Source organism: uncultured Porticoccus sp. (genome assembly GCF_913061305.1).
Lineage (GTDB): Bacteria > Pseudomonadota > Gammaproteobacteria > Pseudomonadales > Porticoccaceae > Porticoccus.
The window spans coordinates 240698-260612 of record NZ_CAJXST010000003.1; the positions used below are offsets into that span (position 1 = coordinate 240698).

General features: G+C 55.3%; 17 protein-coding genes. 2 read left to right on the forward strand and 15 right to left on the reverse strand.

What is annotated here, in order from left to right; all coding sequences use genetic code 11:
- Nucleotides 1–21 precede the first annotated feature (21 nt).
- Together QZ516_RS04960 and QZ516_RS04965 are read left to right on the forward strand one after the other, a co-directional pair.
- Nucleotides 22–258, forward strand: coding sequence for a hypothetical protein (locus QZ516_RS04960; RefSeq protein WP_297187036.1), 237 nt, complete (start codon nt 22–24; stop codon nt 256–258).
- A gap of 316 nt (nt 259–574) precedes the next feature.
- Nucleotides 575–2407 (forward strand): sodium:proton antiporter, encoded by a 1833-nt coding sequence (locus tag QZ516_RS04965; protein ID WP_297187039.1) that lies wholly within the window; start codon nt 575–577, stop codon nt 2405–2407.
- Between the two features lie 61 nt (nt 2408–2468).
- On the opposite strand, the gene QZ516_RS04970 is transcribed toward QZ516_RS04965, so the two are convergent.
- From QZ516_RS04970 to QZ516_RS05040, 15 genes are all read right to left on the reverse strand, one after another.
- On the reverse strand, nt 2469–4466 hold the full coding sequence (locus tag QZ516_RS04970; protein ID WP_297187042.1) for a cytochrome c/FTR1 family iron permease: 1998 nt from the start codon (nt 4464–4466) through the stop codon (nt 2469–2471).
- 342 nt (nt 4467–4808) lie between these two features.
- Nucleotides 4809–5513 carry a polysaccharide deacetylase family protein gene (locus QZ516_RS04975; RefSeq protein ID WP_297187044.1) on the reverse strand — a complete coding sequence of 235 codons (705 nt, stop codon included), beginning with the start codon at nt 5511–5513 and terminating at the stop codon, nt 4809–4811.
- Complete coding sequence (locus tag QZ516_RS04980) at nt 5506–6663, reverse strand: glycosyltransferase (protein ID WP_297187046.1); 1158 nt, start codon at nt 6661–6663, stop codon at nt 5506–5508. Before QZ516_RS04980 ends, QZ516_RS04975 begins: the two co-directional genes overlap by 8 nt.
- Nucleotides 6660–7826: a sulfotransferase gene (locus tag QZ516_RS04985; protein WP_297187049.1), complete on the reverse strand. Its 1167-nt coding sequence runs from the start codon at nt 7824–7826 to the stop codon at nt 6660–6662. The genes QZ516_RS04980 and QZ516_RS04985 overlap by 4 nt, the downstream gene beginning before the upstream one ends.
- On the reverse strand, nt 7823–8296 hold the full coding sequence (locus QZ516_RS04990; protein WP_297187052.1) for a GtrA family protein: 474 nt from the start codon (nt 8294–8296) through the stop codon (nt 7823–7825). The genes QZ516_RS04985 and QZ516_RS04990 overlap by 4 nt, the downstream gene beginning before the upstream one ends.
- Nucleotides 8297–8423: 127 nt before the next feature.
- Nucleotides 8424–11546 (reverse strand): CusA/CzcA family heavy metal efflux RND transporter, encoded by a 3123-nt coding sequence (locus tag QZ516_RS04995; protein ID WP_297187054.1) that lies wholly within the window; start codon nt 11544–11546, stop codon nt 8424–8426.
- Nucleotides 11539–13137: an efflux RND transporter periplasmic adaptor subunit gene (locus tag QZ516_RS05000; RefSeq protein WP_297187057.1), complete on the reverse strand. Its 1599-nt coding sequence runs from the start codon at nt 13135–13137 to the stop codon at nt 11539–11541. Before QZ516_RS05000 ends, QZ516_RS04995 begins: the two co-directional genes overlap by 8 nt.
- Before the next feature lie 10 nt (nt 13138–13147).
- Nucleotides 13148–14440: a TolC family protein gene (locus QZ516_RS05005; protein ID WP_297187061.1), complete on the reverse strand. Its 1293-nt coding sequence runs from the start codon at nt 14438–14440 to the stop codon at nt 13148–13150.
- A gap of 165 nt (nt 14441–14605) precedes the next feature.
- Nucleotides 14606–14899, reverse strand: coding sequence for a hypothetical protein (locus QZ516_RS05010; RefSeq protein WP_297187063.1), 294 nt, complete (start codon nt 14897–14899; stop codon nt 14606–14608).
- A gap of 306 nt (nt 14900–15205) precedes the next feature.
- Entirely contained in the window at nt 15206–15763 is a 558-nt protein-coding gene (locus QZ516_RS05015; protein WP_297187066.1) for a hypothetical protein, read from the reverse strand.
- Nucleotides 15764–15765: 2 nt separating this feature from the next.
- Entirely contained in the window at nt 15766–16806 is a 1041-nt protein-coding gene (locus tag QZ516_RS05020; protein WP_297187068.1) for a transporter substrate-binding domain-containing protein, read from the reverse strand.
- Complete coding sequence (locus tag QZ516_RS05025; protein WP_297187071.1) at nt 16784–18034, reverse strand: hypothetical protein; 1251 nt, start codon at nt 18032–18034, stop codon at nt 16784–16786. Before QZ516_RS05025 ends, QZ516_RS05020 begins: the two co-directional genes overlap by 23 nt.
- A gap of 506 nt (nt 18035–18540) precedes the next feature.
- A complete protein-coding gene (locus QZ516_RS05030; RefSeq protein ID WP_297187074.1) occupies nt 18541–18990 on the reverse strand; it encodes a SufE family protein in 450 nt (149 codons plus the stop codon).
- A 21-nt stretch (nt 18991–19011) separates the two neighbouring features.
- Nucleotides 19012–19551 (reverse strand): putative Fe-S cluster assembly protein SufT, encoded by a 540-nt coding sequence (gene sufT / locus QZ516_RS05035; protein ID WP_297187077.1) that lies wholly within the window; start codon nt 19549–19551, stop codon nt 19012–19014.
- Complete coding sequence (locus QZ516_RS05040) at nt 19548–19913, reverse strand: iron-sulfur cluster assembly accessory protein (protein ID WP_297187080.1); 366 nt, start codon at nt 19911–19913, stop codon at nt 19548–19550. Before QZ516_RS05040 ends, sufT begins: the two co-directional genes overlap by 4 nt.
- Nucleotides 19914–19915 lie beyond the last annotated feature (2 nt).

A 19915-nucleotide genomic window follows, 5' to 3' on the forward strand; every position in this document is an offset into this window, starting at 1 on the left:
TCATTACGAGGGGGCCGGCGCGTGTTGAAATGTCGAGATATCGTTAACACGGCCGATCAACTGCTCGACGGCGACATGGACCGCCGTCAACTGCTGGCCACAAAAATGCATCTGTTGTTGTGCCGCCACTGCCGCCGCTATGTACGCCAGTTGCGCGCCCTGTTGTGCGCCATTCCTTTTATGCACAAAAAAGCCAGCGACACCGAAGTATCCAAAGTGATGGAGCATATCCACAGCCATCGGGGCAACCACCCCTAGCGGGGGGAGGTATCCAGCTCTGTAGGACGCTGTAACCCCGGCCCCTGCCGCCACCAGTGGTCTCAGCTAGGGGCATTGTTGCTGATTTTTGCCATTGGCCTGTGCCTTCTCCACAAAAATCTGGTGGCCATTGTAGGTCATGTGTTGAGAGAAACCGTCTTGAACTTGAAATTACGGAGATCACCGCGCTGGATAATTTCTCGAATTACTATTAATAGATAAATATAGTTAGCTGATTTTATTAACAATTATATTGAAAAAATACCCTAATGACTGATAAGGTGTTTCTGCCTCAACATGGCTCAATGGAGCACCCATGCACGCCGCCACCCTTATGCTGATTATTTTGAGCGCCGGACTTGCCAGCCAATGGCTTGCCTGGCGAATCCATCTGCCGGCAATCGTTGTGCTGATTACAGCCGGCCTTTTGCTGGGACCTGTGAGCGGCATCATCGAACTGGGTTTATCTCAAACCGAACTGACAGAGCTCATTGGTATGGGGGTCGCGATTATCCTGTTCGAAGGCGGTATGGATTTGAAGGTTGGCGAAATTCGGCGCGTTGGTCACGGCGTGGGCCGCCTGACCATTCTTGGCCCGCCGCTGGCTTGGGTTTTCGGTGCACTGGCCGCACATTTTGTTGCCGGACTGAGCTGGCCGGTCGCTTGGGTACTGGGCGCTATTCTGGTGGTCACAGGTCCGACTGTGATTCTGCCTTTGCTGCGTCAGGCCCGTCTCAACGGGGAGTCGGCTTCACTGCTGAAATGGGAGGGAATCGTCAACGACCCGATGGGTGTATTGCTGGCGGTACTCACTTTTCAATACTTCACGCTGGCCGGGAGCGATTGGTCTCAGGTACTCACAGGGCTCGGAGCGGCAATCGCCGCAGCAGCGCTGTTTGGAGGTGTGGGAGGATGGCTCACAGGCTGGTTCTACCGTCGCGGAGGAGTCCCTCCTCACCTCAAGCCACCGCTACTGATGTTGCTGGTGCTGGCGGCTTACTGGGCCAGTAATCTGGTCCAGCATGAGGCAGGGTTACTTACTGTGACGGTGATGGGCCTGGTCATCGGCAATATGAAACTGGTCGAGCGCGAGCCACTGCGTCACTTCAAGGAAAATCTCACCATCGTGCTGGTATCAGTGCTATTCATCGTCATCCCTTCTCAGCTCAGAATCGATCAGTTGGAGCTGCTGAACTGGCGAGTGATGGCCTTCGTGCTGGCCATCCTCTTGCTGGTGCGGCCGCTGTCCATCTTTCTGGCAACGCTGGGTGCACCCATGCGCGGCAAGGACAAACTACTGCTGGCGTGGATTGCGCCGAGAGGTATCGTAGCCGCAGCCACTGCGGGCATCTTTGGTCCGGCACTGGTTGCTGCCGGCTATCAGGACGCCGAACTGCTTCTACCGATCGTTTTCCTGATCATTTTCGTGACCGTATTGGCGCACGGTCTTACTCTGGGGCCACTGGCGCGAAAATTGTTTCTGGCGGCAAAGGAAGAAAACGGTCTGCTGATCGTAGGAGCCTCTCCCTGGACTCAGGCCCTGGCAAAGGCCCTCAAGGATCTTGAGGTAGACGTGGTTGTCACCGATGGATCTTATCAACGCCTAAAACCAATCCGCATGGATGGCATCAAGGTCTACTATGGAGAAATTCTCTCCGAACATGCCGAGCATGAGTTAGATGACGAGCATCTGAGTTTTCTGCTGTGCGCTACCGACAATCATTACTACAACGCGCTGGTCTGCAAGGCACAGGGCGCCCAGTTCGGACACCACCGCACTTTTCAGCTGCGCCCTCACGAGGAGTCAGGCCAGGAGCAGAAGCGCCTGACCTTGCAGCAGCGCGGCTATTTCGCCTTTGAGCCTCCAACGGATTTTTATACCCTCCAACAACGTCTGAACGATGGCTGGACAATACAGTCAACGCGCCTGAGCGAGGATTTCAATCTCGACCAGTTGAAAAGCCGGCTGGGTGAATCCGGCCTTGACTGGTTATTGCTCGGCAGTCTGTCTCCACAGGGTAAATTACGAATTTGTTCGAGCGAACAGCCCTTCAAGTTCTCCACTGGTTGGACTTTACTCTATTTTTGCCCAGGGGATGCCACCATGACCCAAACGGATAGAACGAAGCCAACCGACACAACTTCCTGAGCGTAAATGAAGCCGGCACGACTCAAACCGTGGCCGATGTGGCAACCGAGCAAGCGGCTGGTTAGTCCGGCTTCGAAGGGGCAACACCTGGATTTTCAAAATCGCTTGTACGGGATGTCGCACAGGAAGCTTTCTTTCTCGACCCCGTTGCCAGCATAAAAACCAGTAGAACTGAAAGTTGCGCCAGTATCCCCTGCCAGCTGGACTTGACGCCAATCCAGTCGATTTCGAAACTGACAGGTAATGGGGTGATACCAATGAGGGCTGCTTCCTGCAGTGCCGATACAGCCTTGCCCATCAAAATGAATGCCAGGGCCAGCAACAGGTAGGTGGTAATGGAAAAGAATTTGGCAATAGGCAACTTCACCGAATAACGGGCCAATACCCAGGCCAGAAGCACCAGTAAACCGACACCGAGAGCAAAACCGCCGATAACCGATGGGTATTGAGTGGATACCGCCTGCGTGAGCAGCGCCTGATAAAACAATACCGTTTCAAACACTTCGCGATACACCACGATAAATGCGAGTAACGCCAGCCCCCACAGTGTCCCCGACGTCAGGTGGGTATTGATATGCTGCTGGATATAGGCCTGCCACTGCGCGGCATGGGTTTTACTGTGCATCCAGATGCCGACATAGAGCAACACCAATACCGCCAACAGCGCCGCGACACCCTCCATAACTTCCCGGCTGGCACCACTGATACTGATCAGTGACTGTGCCGCCGCCCAGGTGGCAACACCGGCCAGCAATGCCGCAACCCAGCCCAAATGCACATAGCGAAGCCCGTCCTTGCGCCCGGTTCGCACTAACACGGTGACCATGGCAATAACCACCAGTAACGCTTCAAGCCCCTCGCGCAACAGGATGACCAGGCTTGCACCAAACAGTGTGGCATTGGACAGTGTGGACTCGGATAACAACCGATCCGCGTCATCCAACTGTGCCAGTGTTTGGCTCATCGCCGCTTCCACCACGCCTGCAGGTTGTGGCTGTTTAAATAGTTGCCGCATTGCCATCATGTCGGCTTCCAGCATCTGGCGCAGTGCTTTATCCTGCGTGTCCAAACTGTTTTCGATCAACTCGAAACCGTCCAGATAGGCACTGACCGCCAGTGTCTGTGCGGCTTGGTAGTCGCCCCGCTGGTGCGCCGCCTGTGCAAGCAGCAGTTGGTTGCGGGTGATTTTAAGGGGATCGGCTGATACCTCGAACAGCGGCTCCGGATTGGCTCGCAGGCTTTCCACAGCCTGCAGAGTAACCTCCGGATGATCGGCAGCCAGTTGTGCCGGATTATGGTTGACCAATTGCTGCAAGGTGACATTGGATACCTCACCCGGTACAGGCGAGCCGGATTGAAATGCCAGACTGCCAACGTAGAAGGCCAGAGACCAGCGTTCCTGTTCTGACAACTGGTCAAAAGCCGGCATCGCGGTTTCATCTATACCGCGAGAGATAGCATCGTACAGGCCCAACAGTGATCGATTAAGGGCCCGCTCTTTGTCAGAAAAATCGGTTGGAGCTGGCGTCAGTTGCGCAGCCAGCACACCATCGCCGCCACCGGACACACCATGACAAGAGGCGCACTGATTCTCAAAAAGCTGTTTGACGCTCGCCCTGGGCAACAGGCGATCAGGTAGGGATGACTGCGGTATCAGAGCCAATAAAGAACCTCGCAAGTTACCGCTCATTTGCCGAATAGTCGCGGTATCTTGTTTCTTCTGGATGGCATACTGTAACGCACTTGCCTGGGCTGCCAAGTCGTCAGCCTTGGCTGGTTTTTTCTGAATAGCGGAAATATTAGTCACAATAAGCTGGGAAAATTCGAGCATTTCCCGATATTCACCCTCGTTGGTCACCCGTCCATCTCTAACGGCTTCCACGTAATCCACAGCAATGTATTCGGCCAGTTGTGCCAATTGACGTAGCTGAGCAAAGCTGTCATCCATCTCTGCCTGACTGGCTCTGGGATACAAACAGGATAAGGCCACCAGTATTACTGCGATATTCAGAACCAGTAGTTTCGAATGTGTAAAACGGCGTACCCAGTGAGCCTGCATTTACGAGATCTCTGATTATTTTTGATAATGATAATTAATCTTAATTGTAAACCCTGTGCTATCTATGAAGTCAAGCGTGCGAATGGTTTCTCGGCATTTTGTTGTGACACGATACCAGAGCGAAGCCCGAGGACTACCGTGAACGGTCTAGGTCTATGACAGGGAGAATTGAAGAGTTTCCGACCTTACCTGGCTAACCTCCCCCTGTTTTTTTCCTATCGCACTACCCTTCAGTTTTCCGGGAAGCCGGGTGAATGAGTTCGGTGAGAAAATAGAAACATGCACCAGCCAGGTGAAAGCATGTCTAAAAACACCGTTATTGCTACTACCCTGTCATCTTGATCAGAGCGCGTCGCCATAGCCAATAAAGCGCCAGCGCTCCTGCAACAACTCGCGCAACGAGCCACCGAGACGAAGATTCAGATCCTGCGGATGAACACCGATGCGCAGGGTTCGCCGGGAGATGCGGGCCATCCCGATTTGGCTACTGTTCCATAGCCGGAGGCTCCCCGCACGAAACGCCGAATCGGCTTCGAAGCCCACCAGTGGCAGTGGATGCAAATAATCGGTGCGCAGCTCCAATACACCGCGCAGCACCTCAATTCGCTCGAAATTCAGCGATGTCAGCGAGTGCCGCGCAACTGCACCCAGCGCCCAGGCCGGGGGTACATAGAGCGACGGCGCAGGCAGATCGTGTTCGGCGAACCAGCCGTGTGAGCGGCGCATCAGCGCCAGGATACCTTTGCCGTCGAGCGCCAGGTGTTCAGCCGCGTTGCGCGACAGTAGGATCGAGTGCAGTCGATGGTAGAGGCCGCGCGGTGTCCCTACACGGTGCAGCCAGCCGTGCGCGGCGAGTTCGTGGCCTAGGCCCGCCAGCTCCCGTAGCCGGTCGAGTTGATCGTCACGCCAGTTGCATCCGGGCACTACCAGCAGGGTCATGGGCGGAATGGTGTAACTGCTGCAGAGTGCCAGGAAATCTTCCACCAGCGAAAGCGTCTCGGGCATGACGTCGTGCATCGACAGCACCGCTCGTGGTTGGCTATTCATGCCGGTTTTTGCGCGCGTACCGTTCCACAAAATCCAGCCACTGATTGATGGTATGGCTGTTCAGGGTTTCGGCGGCCCTGCGTGCAGCGGCAGCTTTGTCCTGCCAGGTGCTCACCGGAAGTTCACTCAGCTGGTGCAACACTTGCGCCAGTGACTCGCCCTCACCCAGGGTGAACAGCGAGTCCTTGAGCAGTGGCCAGTCGTGAATGCCGGCGTTGGCGGCCACCAGCGCAGGACGGCCGCGCGCCATCGCTTCCAGGGCGACAGTGCCAAAGGTCTCCATGTGCGAGGGCAATATCAGCAGTCCGGCGGCGTCCATTTCGACACGCAGGGCGTCGCGTTCCAGCCAGCCGGTCAACCGCAGATTGGGCAGCGATTGTGCCTCGCGCTCGAGTTCACTACGCAGCGGACCGTCGCCAGCTATGACAAAGCGGATGTCCGGCAGTGCTTTCACAGCATCGAGGACAACAGGCAGGTTTTTCTCCGGCGCCAGACGCCCGGCGAACAATACCTGCCGCAGCGTCTGTTCGGGAGGCACGATCGGGGTGTCGAGAAACGCTCGCGATAACGGGGTACCCATCATATCCACGCGCCGAGCGCCAAGGCGTTCCACGGTGGCGTTGAGACCAGGGTTGTTGACCAGCACCGAGTCACTGTTGCGGCAGAGAATACGATTGACCTGCTCCAGGTACCAGTGAGCCAGGCGATAAAACCAGGTGTCACCGTAAAGTTTCACCAGCCCTTCGAAATGCGTGTGGAACGCAGTCAGAAATCCAGCACCGCTGCGTCTGGCAAGCCAAAGCCCCAGCAACCCGAATGGCCCCGGCGTTACCGAGATTACCAGGTCAGGCCGCAGCGCACGAAACTCACGGCGGATACGCAGCACATTGGGGGTGATGAGTTTCTGGGTAGAGTCGCCGGGCAGAGGCAGGGCGAAGCGCAGTAAACGTTTTTTCACCACTGGCTGGAACAGTATCAGTTCGCCGAGTTGCGGCCCGAGCTGGGCGGCCAGGTCTTCGTAATAGGCCCCGGCACCATTGCGTGCGGGTAATGCGTCGGAAAAAATTGCCACCCGCAGCCGGCTGGCATCGCGTTGTCGCTGGCCCGATTTGGAATCCAATGCAGCCCCAATCTTGATATCGTTACTCATGTGGAGTCCGCCGGTGGTTCGAGTATCTCCCGGTAAATGCTTACCAAGTGGGGTTGCGGCGCCACGGATTCTGACAGCGGCGAGTGAACGTGCCCGCTGCCGCCACCATAGTCACGGGCTTCTCTGGCGGCGTTCTCCAGTACCCGTTGCAACGCATCGGTGAGCGGGATCTCCAGCTGGCGCAGTGTCGCGGCGATGGCGGTCTGCGTTTCATTCTGTAATTGACTGTGATCGATCACCGCGAAACGGCTGGCCGGCAGGCAGCGGCGCTGCTCACGCAATTGCTGGTAGACATGTTCCAGGCTCGTTCGGAATTCATGCGTGACGAGATCTGCGGCCGCCGTCGTGCCAAAAAATACCAGACCGTCGCGAACGGAGCTGAGCTGGGAGCGCAGCGCACCACCCGGCTCACGCAGACAGATCAGAAAGCGTGAGTCATCAAAATTTTCAGCGAGATCGGGCAGCCAGGAACCGAAGGCGGCGTTCTTCGACAACAGTCGGCGTCCTCTACCATTGACGTAGAGATGCTTCTGTAGGCAGGACCGGTAAAAATTCAGCAGCACGGTGCGTTCGCAATCCGGCAGTTCTCGCAATCGGCCCAGCAGCCACAACGACTCACTGGCGGGAAAGGCCAGCACCAGGATAAAACAGCCACCCGCGGGCAACAGCGTGAGGTAATCCTCTTCGGCAGCCTGCAGGCCAACCTCGTGAATGTGAGCGAACCCACCGGTCACTCGACGGGTAAGCGCATCACCGAGTCGCTGCAACGGTCTGCCGAGCAACCGATCCAGGGCAGCGAACAGACCAAACAGTTTCCGCTCTGAAACCGATGGGGCTAACAGTGCTTCCCAGGTATGAAAGGTAGTGAAACTGGCCGTATCGCGAGCCAGTGTGCGGTGCAGGAAAGTCGTTCCACTGCGGGGTACGCCACTGATGAACAGTGGCTGGCGGATTTCAACACGGCGCCAGCCGGAAAAAAACAGCTCGTCGAGCAGAAAACCCAGCCAGTGTATGGCCTGCAACAACAGGAACAGCGGAAACAGTATCAGCAGGACGGCCAGCCGCCGGGGACCCAGTGGCGCAGCGCGACGACCTTCTGTCCCGAAGGCTTCAATAAACCAGCGCGCGTGCAGTCGCACACTGAGCAGGAAAGCATCTCTCATGAAGCCGCACCGGGGTTTTCCGCCCGGTCGCTGAACACCAGCCTGCTGGACACAGAAAAGTTGAATGCCAGGCCGACCATTCCACCGATCCAGATGGCAACCAGTGGCAACAGCAGCAGTGACTGCGGCTGGATCAGATGACTGTGACCCAGCGCAATTACGCCGCTGAACACGGCGTAGTTGAGAAGCCCTCCAGTGGTATGAACGCCGAAATGTCCGGCCATCTGGCGATGAAAGCTGCCGCGCTGGCCGCGCCCGAAAGTGAAGTAACGGTTGAGCAGATAACCCACCATGATCGCTGTGGTCAGCGAAATGATACGGGCGACATATAAATTCATACCGAACAGCCAGGGCAGCAGGTAAGTGCCGCCGGCATCGATTAAAGAAACCTTCACCCCAACGGTGGCGAAACGCAGAAACTGGGCGAGGCGGCTGTGCGAATGCAGGTAACGACTGAGGTACCACTTCATCGGGAACTTTTGCCGGGATTAAGACAGGAGCAACGGACATTATCGGATGCCGGCAGGAGCTGTCAATCCGCGTCTTTCGGGCACAAAGACGACATCCTTTCCGCCTCGGCCTGTGATCTGACTAAAATCAACTGTCCAACGAATACCCCCGCCACAGGTAATACACCACGGGCAACACTAGCAATGTCAACACTACTGCGCTGATCATGCCACCCACCATTGGCGCCGCAATCCTGCTAACCACTTCCGCTCCCGTGCCCGTACTGAGCATAATGGGCAGTAACCCGGCAATGGTGGAGACCGTAGTCATCATCACTGGCCTTACGCGAAGCCCGGCCCCCTGTATGACAGCCTCCAGGACCTCTCCCTTACGTGGTTTCACTCCCTGCTCACTGCACTGGCGCAACAACCGAGAGTAAGATTGATTGAGGTAGGTGAGCATAATGATGCCTATCTCCACCGTAACACCGGCGAGCGCAATAAATCCAACGGCCACTGCAACTGAAAAATTGTAACCCAGAAGGTACATGAGCCAGATGGAACCGATCACAGCCAGCGGCAGTGTACCGAGGATGATGGCAATTTCAGTAAAGTTACGAAAGTTCATATACAGCAGCACGATAATGATGGCCAAAGTCAGCGGAATCACATAGGTCAGCTTTTCCTTGGCCCGCTGCATGTACTCATACTGGCCGGACCATGACACCGAATAGCCCGCAGGCAAATCCAGTTCGCTCTGAACAGTCGCCATGGCCTGTTCGACGTAACTGCCCACATCCACACCGTCAATATCGACAAAGATCCAACCATTCAGCCGTGCGTTCTCGCTCTTGATGGCCGGAGGGCCGTCTTCTACATACACTCTCGCCACATCAGCCAACGCAATACGCTGGCCGCCAGGTGTGACGATAGGCAACAGCGAGAGCTGTTCCGGTGAATCGCGGTAATCCTGTGGATAGCGCAGATTAATAGGATAACGCTCCAGTCCCTCAATGGTCTGTGCCACGTTCATACCACCAATAGCGGTAGCTAACACCTGCTGTACATCGGCAATATTGAGGCCATAGCGCGCGGCCTGTTCCCGCTGGATATCCACCTTGATATAACGCCCGCCGGCCACCCGTTCGGAATAAACCGAGGCGGTGCCGGGCACATCCTTGAGAATCTGCTCCAATTGCTGACCGATTTTCTGGATTTCCATCAGGTCCTCTCCAGCCACTTTGATGCCAACCGGGGTCTTGATACCGGTGGCCAGCATGTCAATACGGGTCTTAATCGGCATTACCCAAGCGTTGGTCAGGCCAGGAAATTTCACCAGGGCATCCAGTTCCTTCTTCAGTTTCTCCGTGGTCATGCCCTCACGCCATTCATCTTTGTGCTTGAGTTGAATAAAGGTCTCGATCATGGTCAGCGGCGCCGGGTCAGTCGCTGTCTCAGCACGCCCAATTTTTCCAAATACTGTCTTCACCTCAGGTACAGTCGCGATCAACTTGTCAGTTTGCTGCAGCAACTCCCTGGCTTTGCCAACCGATAACCCCGGGTAAGTCGTGGGCATATACATGAGATCACCCTCATCCAGATCAGGTATGAACTCACTGCCAATTTTATTGACCGGCCAGATACCGACCAGGAATATCACGACAGCCATTACGAGCGTGGTTTTTGGGAAAAGCAATACGCTCTTGAGCAGCGGCATATACCCTGCAATCAGCAATCTGTTAACCGGATTCCTGCTTTCGGCGACTACCCTGCCTCTGATGAAATACCCCATCAAAACCGGGACTACTGTGACAGCAAGCGCCGCGCTGGCTGCCATGGCATAGGTTTTGGTGAAGGCCAGCGGACTGAACATGCGCCCTTCCTGCGCCTCCAGGGTAAATACCGGGACAAAGCTCACAGTGATAATCAACAGACTAAAGAACAACGCCGGTCCCACCTCGGCAGCCGATTCGGCCACTACCTTCCAGCGGTTTTCCGGCGTCAATGGCGTGCGCTCCATGTGCTTGTGCATGTTCTCGATCATGACGATAGCGCCATCAATCATGGCGCCGATCGCAATCGCAATACCCCCCAACGACATGATGTTGGCGTTGATCCCCTGCCAATACATCACGATAAATGCTGTCAGAATTCCCAACGGCAGGCTGATCACTGCCACCAGTGATGATCTGACATGAAAAAGGAAAATGACACAAATCAGCGCTACGATGGCAAGCTCTTCAACCAGGCTTGTCCACAAACTGTCAATGGCGCGAGAAATCAGCCCAGAGCGATCGTAGACGGTAACGACCTCAACCCCTTCAGGCAAACCCGCCTTGAGCTTCTCCAGCTTGGCCTTGACACCATCGATGGTCTTCTGGGCATTCTCGCCAAAGCGCATCACCACGATGCCGCCCACGGCCTCACCATCACCATTAAGTTCGGCGATGCCCCGCCGCATCTGTGGCCCCAGATCAATATCCGCCACGTCCTTCAATAGCAGCGGCGCACCATTGGCATTGACGCCCAGGGGAATGGTGGCGAGGTCCTCAATGCCCTGGATGTAGCCGCTAGCCCGCACCATGTATTCGGCTTCGGCCATTTCCACCACCGAGGCACCGATCTCCTGGTTGCCCCTGCGAATGGCTGTTTGAATATGGGACAGCGGGATACCAAACGCGCGCAGTTTTTCCGGGTTCACTTTCACCTGGTACTGTTTGACCATGCCTCCGAGCGTCGCCACTTCCGAAACACCCGACACGGTTTGCAGTTCGTATTTCAAAAACCAGTCTTGCAGGCTGCGTAGCTGGCTGAGATCGTGTTTGCCAGTGCGATCCACCAAAGCATAAAGGTAGACCCAGCCAACGCCGGTGGCGTCCGGCCCCAGCTGTGGCCGGGCACCGGATGGCAATGTCGGTGCCACCTGAGACAGGTACTCCAGCACCCGCGAGCGCGCCCAGTAGGCATCCGTCTCCTCGTCAAAAATCACGTAGACGTAGGAGTCGCCGAAGAAGGAGTAGCCACGCACCGTGACCGCACCCGGAACCGATAGCATGGTGGTGGTCAGCGGATAGGTTACCTGGTCCTCCACGACTTGTGGTGCCTGCCCCGGATAACTGGTTTTGATGATCACCTGGACGTCAGATAGGTCCGGAATAGCGTCCACTGGCGTGTTTTTCAGTGCAAACAGACCGCCACCAACCAATATCAGGGTGGCCAGCAATACAAAAAAGCGATTGCCAATCGACCAGCGGATAACGGATTCAATCATGGTCGCTCTCCCCCTGGTCATGACTACCCTGCTCCATGCCCTGGCCAGTACTGTGATCCGGTGTCGGTGTTATCTCAGGTCCCGGGCCAGCATGTTGACCATGATTCCCTTCCGTTGGCGGTCTCTCACGAGCCTCTTCGGTGCCGGGAATGCGTACCTGGGTCAACCGATAATTACCATCAGAGCTCCGGGTGACCTGCACGTGCAGACGCATGTCTGGGCTTAATTCACCCATGTCGACAGATTCGTCGACGGCAAAATTCATGGTCATGGCGGGCCACTGCCAGTCCGGGATAGCCTCGTGCTCAAGGGCGACCATGCGCTGATTTGGTGTCAGGCTGGCGATACGCGCAGCTACCCAGACTGACAATGACGTTTCGTCCTCGGCATGCGACATCCGTTTGAAATCAGAGGTCTTGCTGGATTCCGAGTCAATCAGGAACTGCGCGGAGGTCACAATACGCTCTCCTTCGTTAAGACCCGAGAGTATTTCCACCTGCCGTTCACCCACGCGTCCAGCCCTGACGGCAATGGACTTGAATTTACCCTCACCCAGAGCCAACACTACACGCATCTGGCTGCCAGTACGGATCAGTGCCTCCCGGGGGATCAACAGGGTTTCGGGGTCCGGTTGGGTATCAATGACTATTTGTGCAAACATGCCGGGCTTCAAAAAACCGTCCGGATTGTCGAAATGCACACGAATCTGTGCGGTGCGCGTATTTTCGTTTAGCGACGGGTAGACATAGTCCACTTGGCCCAACCACTCCCTGCCAGGCAGGTAGTCCAGCCGCATGCGCACCTTGTCGTCGACCCTGACCAGACTCACCTGACGCTCGAAGACTTCACCGATGATCCAAAGGTGCTCCAGCTGTCCAATGGCCATCAGACGCATGCCGGGTTTTACATACATGCCCTCTCGCACGCCCAGATTGTCAATGATGCCGGACTGAGGCGCGGTAATGGTGATCGTCTGACTGACTCGACGAGTCTGGCGTAACTTCTCGACATCCGCTGGCGGCACCTGCAAAGCCGATAACCGCTCCACAGCGGCACGGATCAGGACCGGATTGTCGCGCTTCAGTGCCAACAGTAACTCCTCTTGAGCGTTGACCAGCGTCGGCGAATAGAGCGCATACAGGGGTTCTCCTTTTTCTACCCGATCACCTGCGGCCTTGACATACAATTTTTCGATCCAGCCCTCCACCCTGGGGTGCATATGAACCAGGCGGTTCTCGTCATACTGCACATAGCCCACCGTTTTGACCTCCAGATGCAGGTGACCCGATTCGACAGTGGCGGTGCGCACACCAAAATTGTTGACAACATCGGGCGAAATCAGAACTGTACCGGCCTCACTCTCTTCGCCTTTCTCTTCGTAAACGGGGATCAAATCCATATTCATTGGCGATTTCCCGGGTTTGTCACGCCGGTAATTCGGATCCATAGGCGCCACCCAGTAGAGTGGTTCATGTTCGCCGTCAGTCGCATTGATGCCATCTTCCTTTAAATGACCCAACAACCAGCTGCCGCCTGCGCCAACCAGTACACCGATAATGGCCCCCATCAAGATCTTTGAAAAAGCTTTCATTTTTAACACCTCAGAAGTCTTCAACCGGACGCGTCGAGTCAGGCGAGGCCTGGGCGAGCAGGTAATTGATTTGGGCGATGGTCTTTTGGCGCTCCACTGAGATAGCGAGTGCTTCAATCTTGGCATTCAACTCGGCAATACGGGCACGCACGGCTTCGGCAAAATCGCCAGCGTCGTTGTTATAAGCAGTCAGAGAGGATTCAGCCAATTCCGCCATTTTCGGCAACAGCCGGTCGACGTAAAGTGCGTATCGCTCATCGAGACGCCCTAAGTGCACACTCGCCGTTTTCAGCTCCGCAATCAAACGACGGATCAATAATTGCTTATCAGTCCTGATCGACTCAGCATGGCTAATGGCGGCGCTGACCGCCTTGTCCTGTCGGTTAGCGGTGAAAATGGGCAGATCAAAGGTGACCCCAACGGAAAGCAGATCTGACCTATCCCGCCCCATCGGGTCCCGATCACGATAACCATACTGGGCACTGAGTCCCCATTCGGGCTTGTATTTCTGTCGCGCAAGATCGACATCGGTTTCCATAGCCTCAATTCTTCTGTCCAATGCCAACAAGGTGGGATGGTTGCTTACCCATTCATACCGCTCCTGCTCAGAAGCGGAAGTCGACACCGGTACGGCGGGCGATTCCGTCGGCATCACCCGCGCAAGCCCATTGCCAGCTGGAGAGCCAACCCATTCGGACAGACGCATCTGGGCAGTTTCCTGTCGCTGTCTAAGCGCCGTCAATCGGTCCTCAAGCCGCGTCAACTCCAGTTGGGCGCGGATCACGTCCTGTTGTCGCGCGCGACCTGTGGCTGTCGAATAACTGGCCTCTGCCGCGTCGACCAGATATTCAAATAATGCCCGGTCTTTCTCGATCAATTGGATGCTTTCCTGAGCGATGTACGCATCCAGCCATATCTGTGCGACGGTCGCCGTCACTTTGGCCCGGCGGTCTTGCCGCAACAATGGGTGTTGCAGAGCGAGCTGCAGCTTCTGCCGTCTCGCCAGAGCGAGCGAATCGCCCCGCGGAAACATTTGGCTGACTCCTACTGAGAGTTGGGTCATCGCCTCCTGATCAATGTCGAAACTGTCGACAGGAAAATTGCTGGCCATCAAACTCATCCGGGGATCCGGTAGAGTCGCGGCAGCCGTTGCCTCATCGGTCAGAGCGGACTGCGTATAGCGGCTACCGGCCAGCCAGGGGTCAGCTGCAATGGCGATGTCCACGGCCTCCTTCAGTGTCAACCTCTCTTGTATTGTCTGTGCATTGACGCATGTACTGCCGGTAATGAGCAGAGGGAGCATAATCAAACCAACTACAAGGCTTGTTACTCGCGATAGATTCATATTTGCCTCCGGCGATATATCGCCAATGGATTTCAGGTTCCCGCAACAAGGTTGCGTTTATGGTTCGGTCCTTCCGAACTAGGCAAATTTCTGGTGTCTATAGAACGGATTAGGCCCTTGAAATCAGGCGATAGGAGGTCTTAGGAAAGGAAAAATCGGTGCCGGTGGAAAGACGGCAGGAAGGGAAACGATGCCACTAGAGCGGGTGTCCTGTGCCAGGGGTAAAGCCACCATCGGTATCAGCACTTGAACGGGCACGACACATCCCGATGTGACGCACCCCATTTCTGAATTGTCAGTAACACAACAATCCATCTCGTTATGTTGTTGATCGTCAAGATTGAGCATTGCCTCATGGTTATTGTGCTCGGCAGCATCATGGGGGATTGCGGCACGCTCATTTGCTTCGTCGGCCATAGAGCAATAGACCGGAACCGCCGCGGCAGAGGTCTGCCACAGCAACGTTATTATCAAGAGAACTACAACACGTATGTCCCGGATCACCCAACCCCACTTTTGCTCGTACTGAATCGCCGATACTCTGCGCGATAGATCAACGTCTACCAGTCTGGCCCCTGCCCTGTTCGGAAGGGTTACAGATGACATCAACTTTATCATTGCCAATAATAAAAAGGCAGCGTCGATAGAAAGATTACTCCAAAATCACATCGTTGTAATCTTTGCGTTATGCTGCGGAAAGGGATTTCCCGCGATGCTCTCAGTCTAGCGCGGCTCGTCAGGCTGATGTAGATTGAAACGCGCCGATAGCGAGATGGTAAACCAGCAGACTTCCATCGCCAGCACCGGCCAGTTGGTGTCAAGGTAAAGCTGGGGCAACAGTACGAATGCCGCATAGGCATTCCACAGATGGTAGGGACCAATGGTCAGGCGACGTGCGGCGAACAACAGATAGGCGGCACTGAAAGCAAAGGTTGAACTCCAGCCAATGATCGCCACCGCCAACTGCCACTGCCAGAATAGCGCGGGCAGCGCGACCACCCAACAGAGCCCAACACCGGCTGTGAGGATGCCCGGCCCTACCCTTACGAACCTGAAACTTCCACCTATCAACAACCAGACACTGATCGCCGCCCAGAAAAAATTTATGCCCACCGCCTGCCAGGAGGCAATGGCTGCAGAAGATACCACCAGAGACAGGGCGGCAACGCCGTTGGCCGAGAAATACACGGGTCTGTGCCAGCGCGGATAAAAAGCGAGGTAAGCATAATTGGCAAGGTAAAGCAGGGTGCCGAACCAGCCCAGTAATTCAAAACCGGTCATAGCTATTCAATTTCGATATGCAGGTTCTTGACGTAGAGTTCACGACCAACGTGGGGGCCGTCGACGATGCGGATTTTCGATAATGCCACCATGGCAGCGTATAGTTTGGGCGAGTTGAACTCTTTAAATACTGCATCACTCCAATCCAGCACCAGTCCGCGGCTACCCGGCGGAATCATGACGTAGCGATTGTCGGGATGCTCTCTCTGCCGCTGAGTCTGTCCGATGATCACAGGATGCCCCTCCCCCACCACCAGGCGCACATAGCCAGTACTGCGTCCGGCATCCAGTGAGGTTTCCCGCACTTCATCCTGTTTTTTCACGCCAGCTAGCTTTTCCAGCGCCTCATCGAACGCCTTGATAAATGCCTCCCCCTGCGGATCGTCATGTGTCACCAGATGAACCGTATCCTGTGATAAATAGTCCTCACCGGGGATATGGCGAAAGGAACGGTATTGCCAGGGGAAATACTCCAGGACCAATGCCTGTCCTACGAGCCTGGTCATGGGCAACAGATCGATATCACCGTTGAACAAAGCGCGCAGGGCGAGCACTTCCGACTGATACTCCGTGGCACCGACCAGCCATGCCTCGAATTTCTCACCGTAGGCATACTCGGCCACGCGACCGAGTCGAAGATCGCCGATGGAGTCCGGCGGTGAGGAAAAATCTTGGTGCTCACGGCTGTAATAGAGCACATTGTCCACTGTCATCAGGGGTGCCGAAAAGCGCACATCGGGATAGAGTTGCTTGCGGCGAGCCGTTTCGAAATACGGAAATGACAGGCGGATTTCGTTATTGTTGACCATTTCGTAGGCCAGCGAAAAATCCACATATTGCCACTGCGGATCGAGTCGCATATTGCGCAGGGCAAGCTCGACAATACGTGTAATGGCCCCGGGCTCCTTGTCTGGCGCCCGGTTCACGTATGGCGGCCATGAGTCTGTGTAGACCTCCACTGCGGTGAAAGGCCCGGCGGCAACAACACCCGACAGCAGCAGAGAACACAACAGTGCAGCGTTAACGCAGTTTGAGAACCGCATACAACGCTCCCAGCAAAACCACAATCAGCAAATTAATTCCCATGAAAAGATCGATATTCCAGGTCGCCAGTACGCTGAGCAGCCCCGACGTCCGCTCGTCGTAGTAATTCAGTGTTGGTGAAGTCACCATCTCCCGGCTGTAGGTAACAAATTGAAGCGCGAGATCGAGTATGGCAAACAGACCAATCAGCGCCAGCAGGCTGTCGGTAAGAATCGAGGCCAGGGAGCGCTTTTTATTATTGATTTCGTTGATACGGGTCGAACAGACATCCACCATCCGCTGCGCATTTTCCAGCAGGTCATCGAAATCCCAGGCCTGCAGTATCTCTTCCATCCAGTGTTTTTTTGCGCGCACCAGGTGATTGCGTGCTTCGTAATAGGTCGTAATGTGAAGCTGCGTGCGGGCTCTGACCCGTTGCAGTTTCAGCTCGCTGGTTTTCAGATTCTTCTCGAGAAAGACATCGGAAATATCCGCAAGAAGATCGCGGTTGATGTAGTGTTGTACCGCATAAAAATACTGGGCCAGAATCATGGCTTCAATTTTCTGGCGATCTGTCTGGTGCTCCTGTGCGACTATCACATAATTCAGCCAGCGCAACGAATGGCGCAGCCGACCATTGATTATGTCATCGGCATCTTCGGGCCGAATGGTCGCATCCAGCCATTGATGGAGCAGCATCTGGGTGTCTTTGCGCTGCACGTCCTCTGACGACAGGTTGAGTATACTGCCGACCCAGAGACACGTCAGACCGCTGCATTTTTCGCGCAATTGCAGGTTGTCAATATTTGCCTCGCGCAGAGCAGCCATAATGCGGGCAAATTCCCGGTTGGCAAATTGACTTATGGCGAGTTTGGTTTGCTCTTCGGCCCACTCTTTCAGTGCATGGGCGGCAATATCCGGTGCCGGCTCCAGCACCAGTTCCACCACCGCCAGCTCGCTGTTGAAGCAGTGCAATGTCAGTTCAAAGCCGTCGACAGTTCGACCCCGCCAGTAACCCAGCCGTATATCGCGGTCGTCACGGGTGATATCCGAATAGGCAGTGGAGCCAGGCCGATCCACCTGGTCGCCCACCTCTGCGGGGCAATGCCAGTCCGGAGCGTGCAATACCTGCCCGTCTCCCAGTGCGGTTATACGCTGCACAAGTTCGCCATAGGCAGCGGAGAATTCGTTCACTCCTGCCCTGACCGACAGCGGATAGTGAACCGGTGTGATTGTGGTGATCTGCATCTCCGGACTGCCCCTGGAACACTGGTCGAGCCAGTATACGCAACAGCGATAGTAAATTGGAGGGATTACGCACTCAGACGTATACCATCAATAACCATTGACGTTTTCACAGCATCGATAGTACTGGTGCAAACAATAACAACAGGATGGCGCTTACGGCCAACGGCAATGTATTCATGATTGATGCCTTTTACGGTTGAGAATCCTACTCATGAGCACGACTAAAATAATGTCATGTCGGCCTCAAGGCTTATACGCGCCGCCTGACGACTACTTCAAGCTCGCTGAGTGTGGCTTTGAATAGCACCTCGTTCTTTATTCGCAACCGCGCAATGCTCGAAAATACCCTAGCTTGAATAATTGCAAGTTGAACAGGCGGCACCATGCCGCCGTATTGGAGAGTCGGTATCTGTTAGATCAAGTCTGAATTACTACAGATCATTTATCAGTGCTGGGGGGCAGAGTTAATCGATTATTTTATTATCAGGTAACTTTGATTTTCTTGATTACCCTTTCGATTGACGGGCTGCGGATTGGATACTCTGGACCAGCGCACGCAAGCCGTTGCCGCGGGTGGCGCTAAGGTGGCGTATCAGGTCGAGAGCTTCGAAGTAGCCTTCGATATCAAAATCGAGGATATCCTGCGGAGTTTTGCCATTGTAAGCGGCGAGTATGATACCCAGCAGGCCCTTGACGATGAAGGCATCGCTGTCCACCTCGAAATACAGATGGTCATTTTCCTGCAGGGTGTTAAGCCAGACCTGGCTCTGGCAACCACGCACGATCCGCTCATCGGTTTTCAGTTCATCATCCATGGGAGGCAGTTCCTTGCCCAGATCGATGATGTACTGGTAGCGCTCTTCCCAGGTGTCGAAGAAGGCCAGTGTCTCCTTGATGTCCTCGGCACTGATGGTATTCCCAAAGGGATTGCCGGTACTGTTCTGGGTTGCCGTCATGATGAATGGGGTTTCCGGTAACTAGAAAAACATGCCGGTTTCGAGCTGCGCCTCTTCGGACATCATCTCCCGGCTCCAGGGTGGATCGAAGACCAGCTCCACATGCGCACTCTTTACGTTCGGCACCTGCTTCACCCGTTGCTCCACATCGCCCACCAGTACCGGGCCCATGCCACAACCCGGGGCCGTCAAGGTCATCTGGATATCCACCCTGCCGCTGCCCTGATCGATGTCCAGATGGTAGATCAGCCCCAGGCTGCGCAGGTTGACGGGGATTTCGGGGTCGTAGACGGTCTCCAGCGCCTGCCAGACCTGGTCTTCATCGATGCGGCCATCGCCGGGATCAGAGAAATTCAACTCCAGTTTTTTCTGCCCCAGTGCATCGGCGTCCACGCCATCCACCCGTACCATATTGCCCTGATGCACAACGGTATAGTTGCCGCCGAGGGACTGCACGATGGTGACGAAAGATCCGGCCGGAATTGTCACGGGATCACCCACCGGCACTAGTCGCCCCGGGCAGTCACGTGCAACATTGACGATACTGCGTTCCTGACTCATTCGTTCTCTATCTTGAGGTCAAAGCTCTCGCCGCAGCCACACATGTCGGTGACATTGGGGTTTTCTATCTTCAGTGTCTGATTGACGCCCTCGCGGGTATAGTCAATTTCCATACCGCGCAGGGCAATGGCACCTTCACGACTGAAATAAATGGCCACGCCATTATCCAGCGTCAGGGTTACATCGTTTTCCTCCGGAGCAGGCACTTCCTCGATAACATACTTGAAGCCAGTGCAGCCGCTTTTCTTCAACCCGATGCGCACACCGGCACCGCCATTACGCTGCAGTTGTTCGCGAAAATGGGACGCGGCAGCCGGCGTAATGGTAATGGTCTGGGTCAGATCAAATTTCTCTACACTCATAA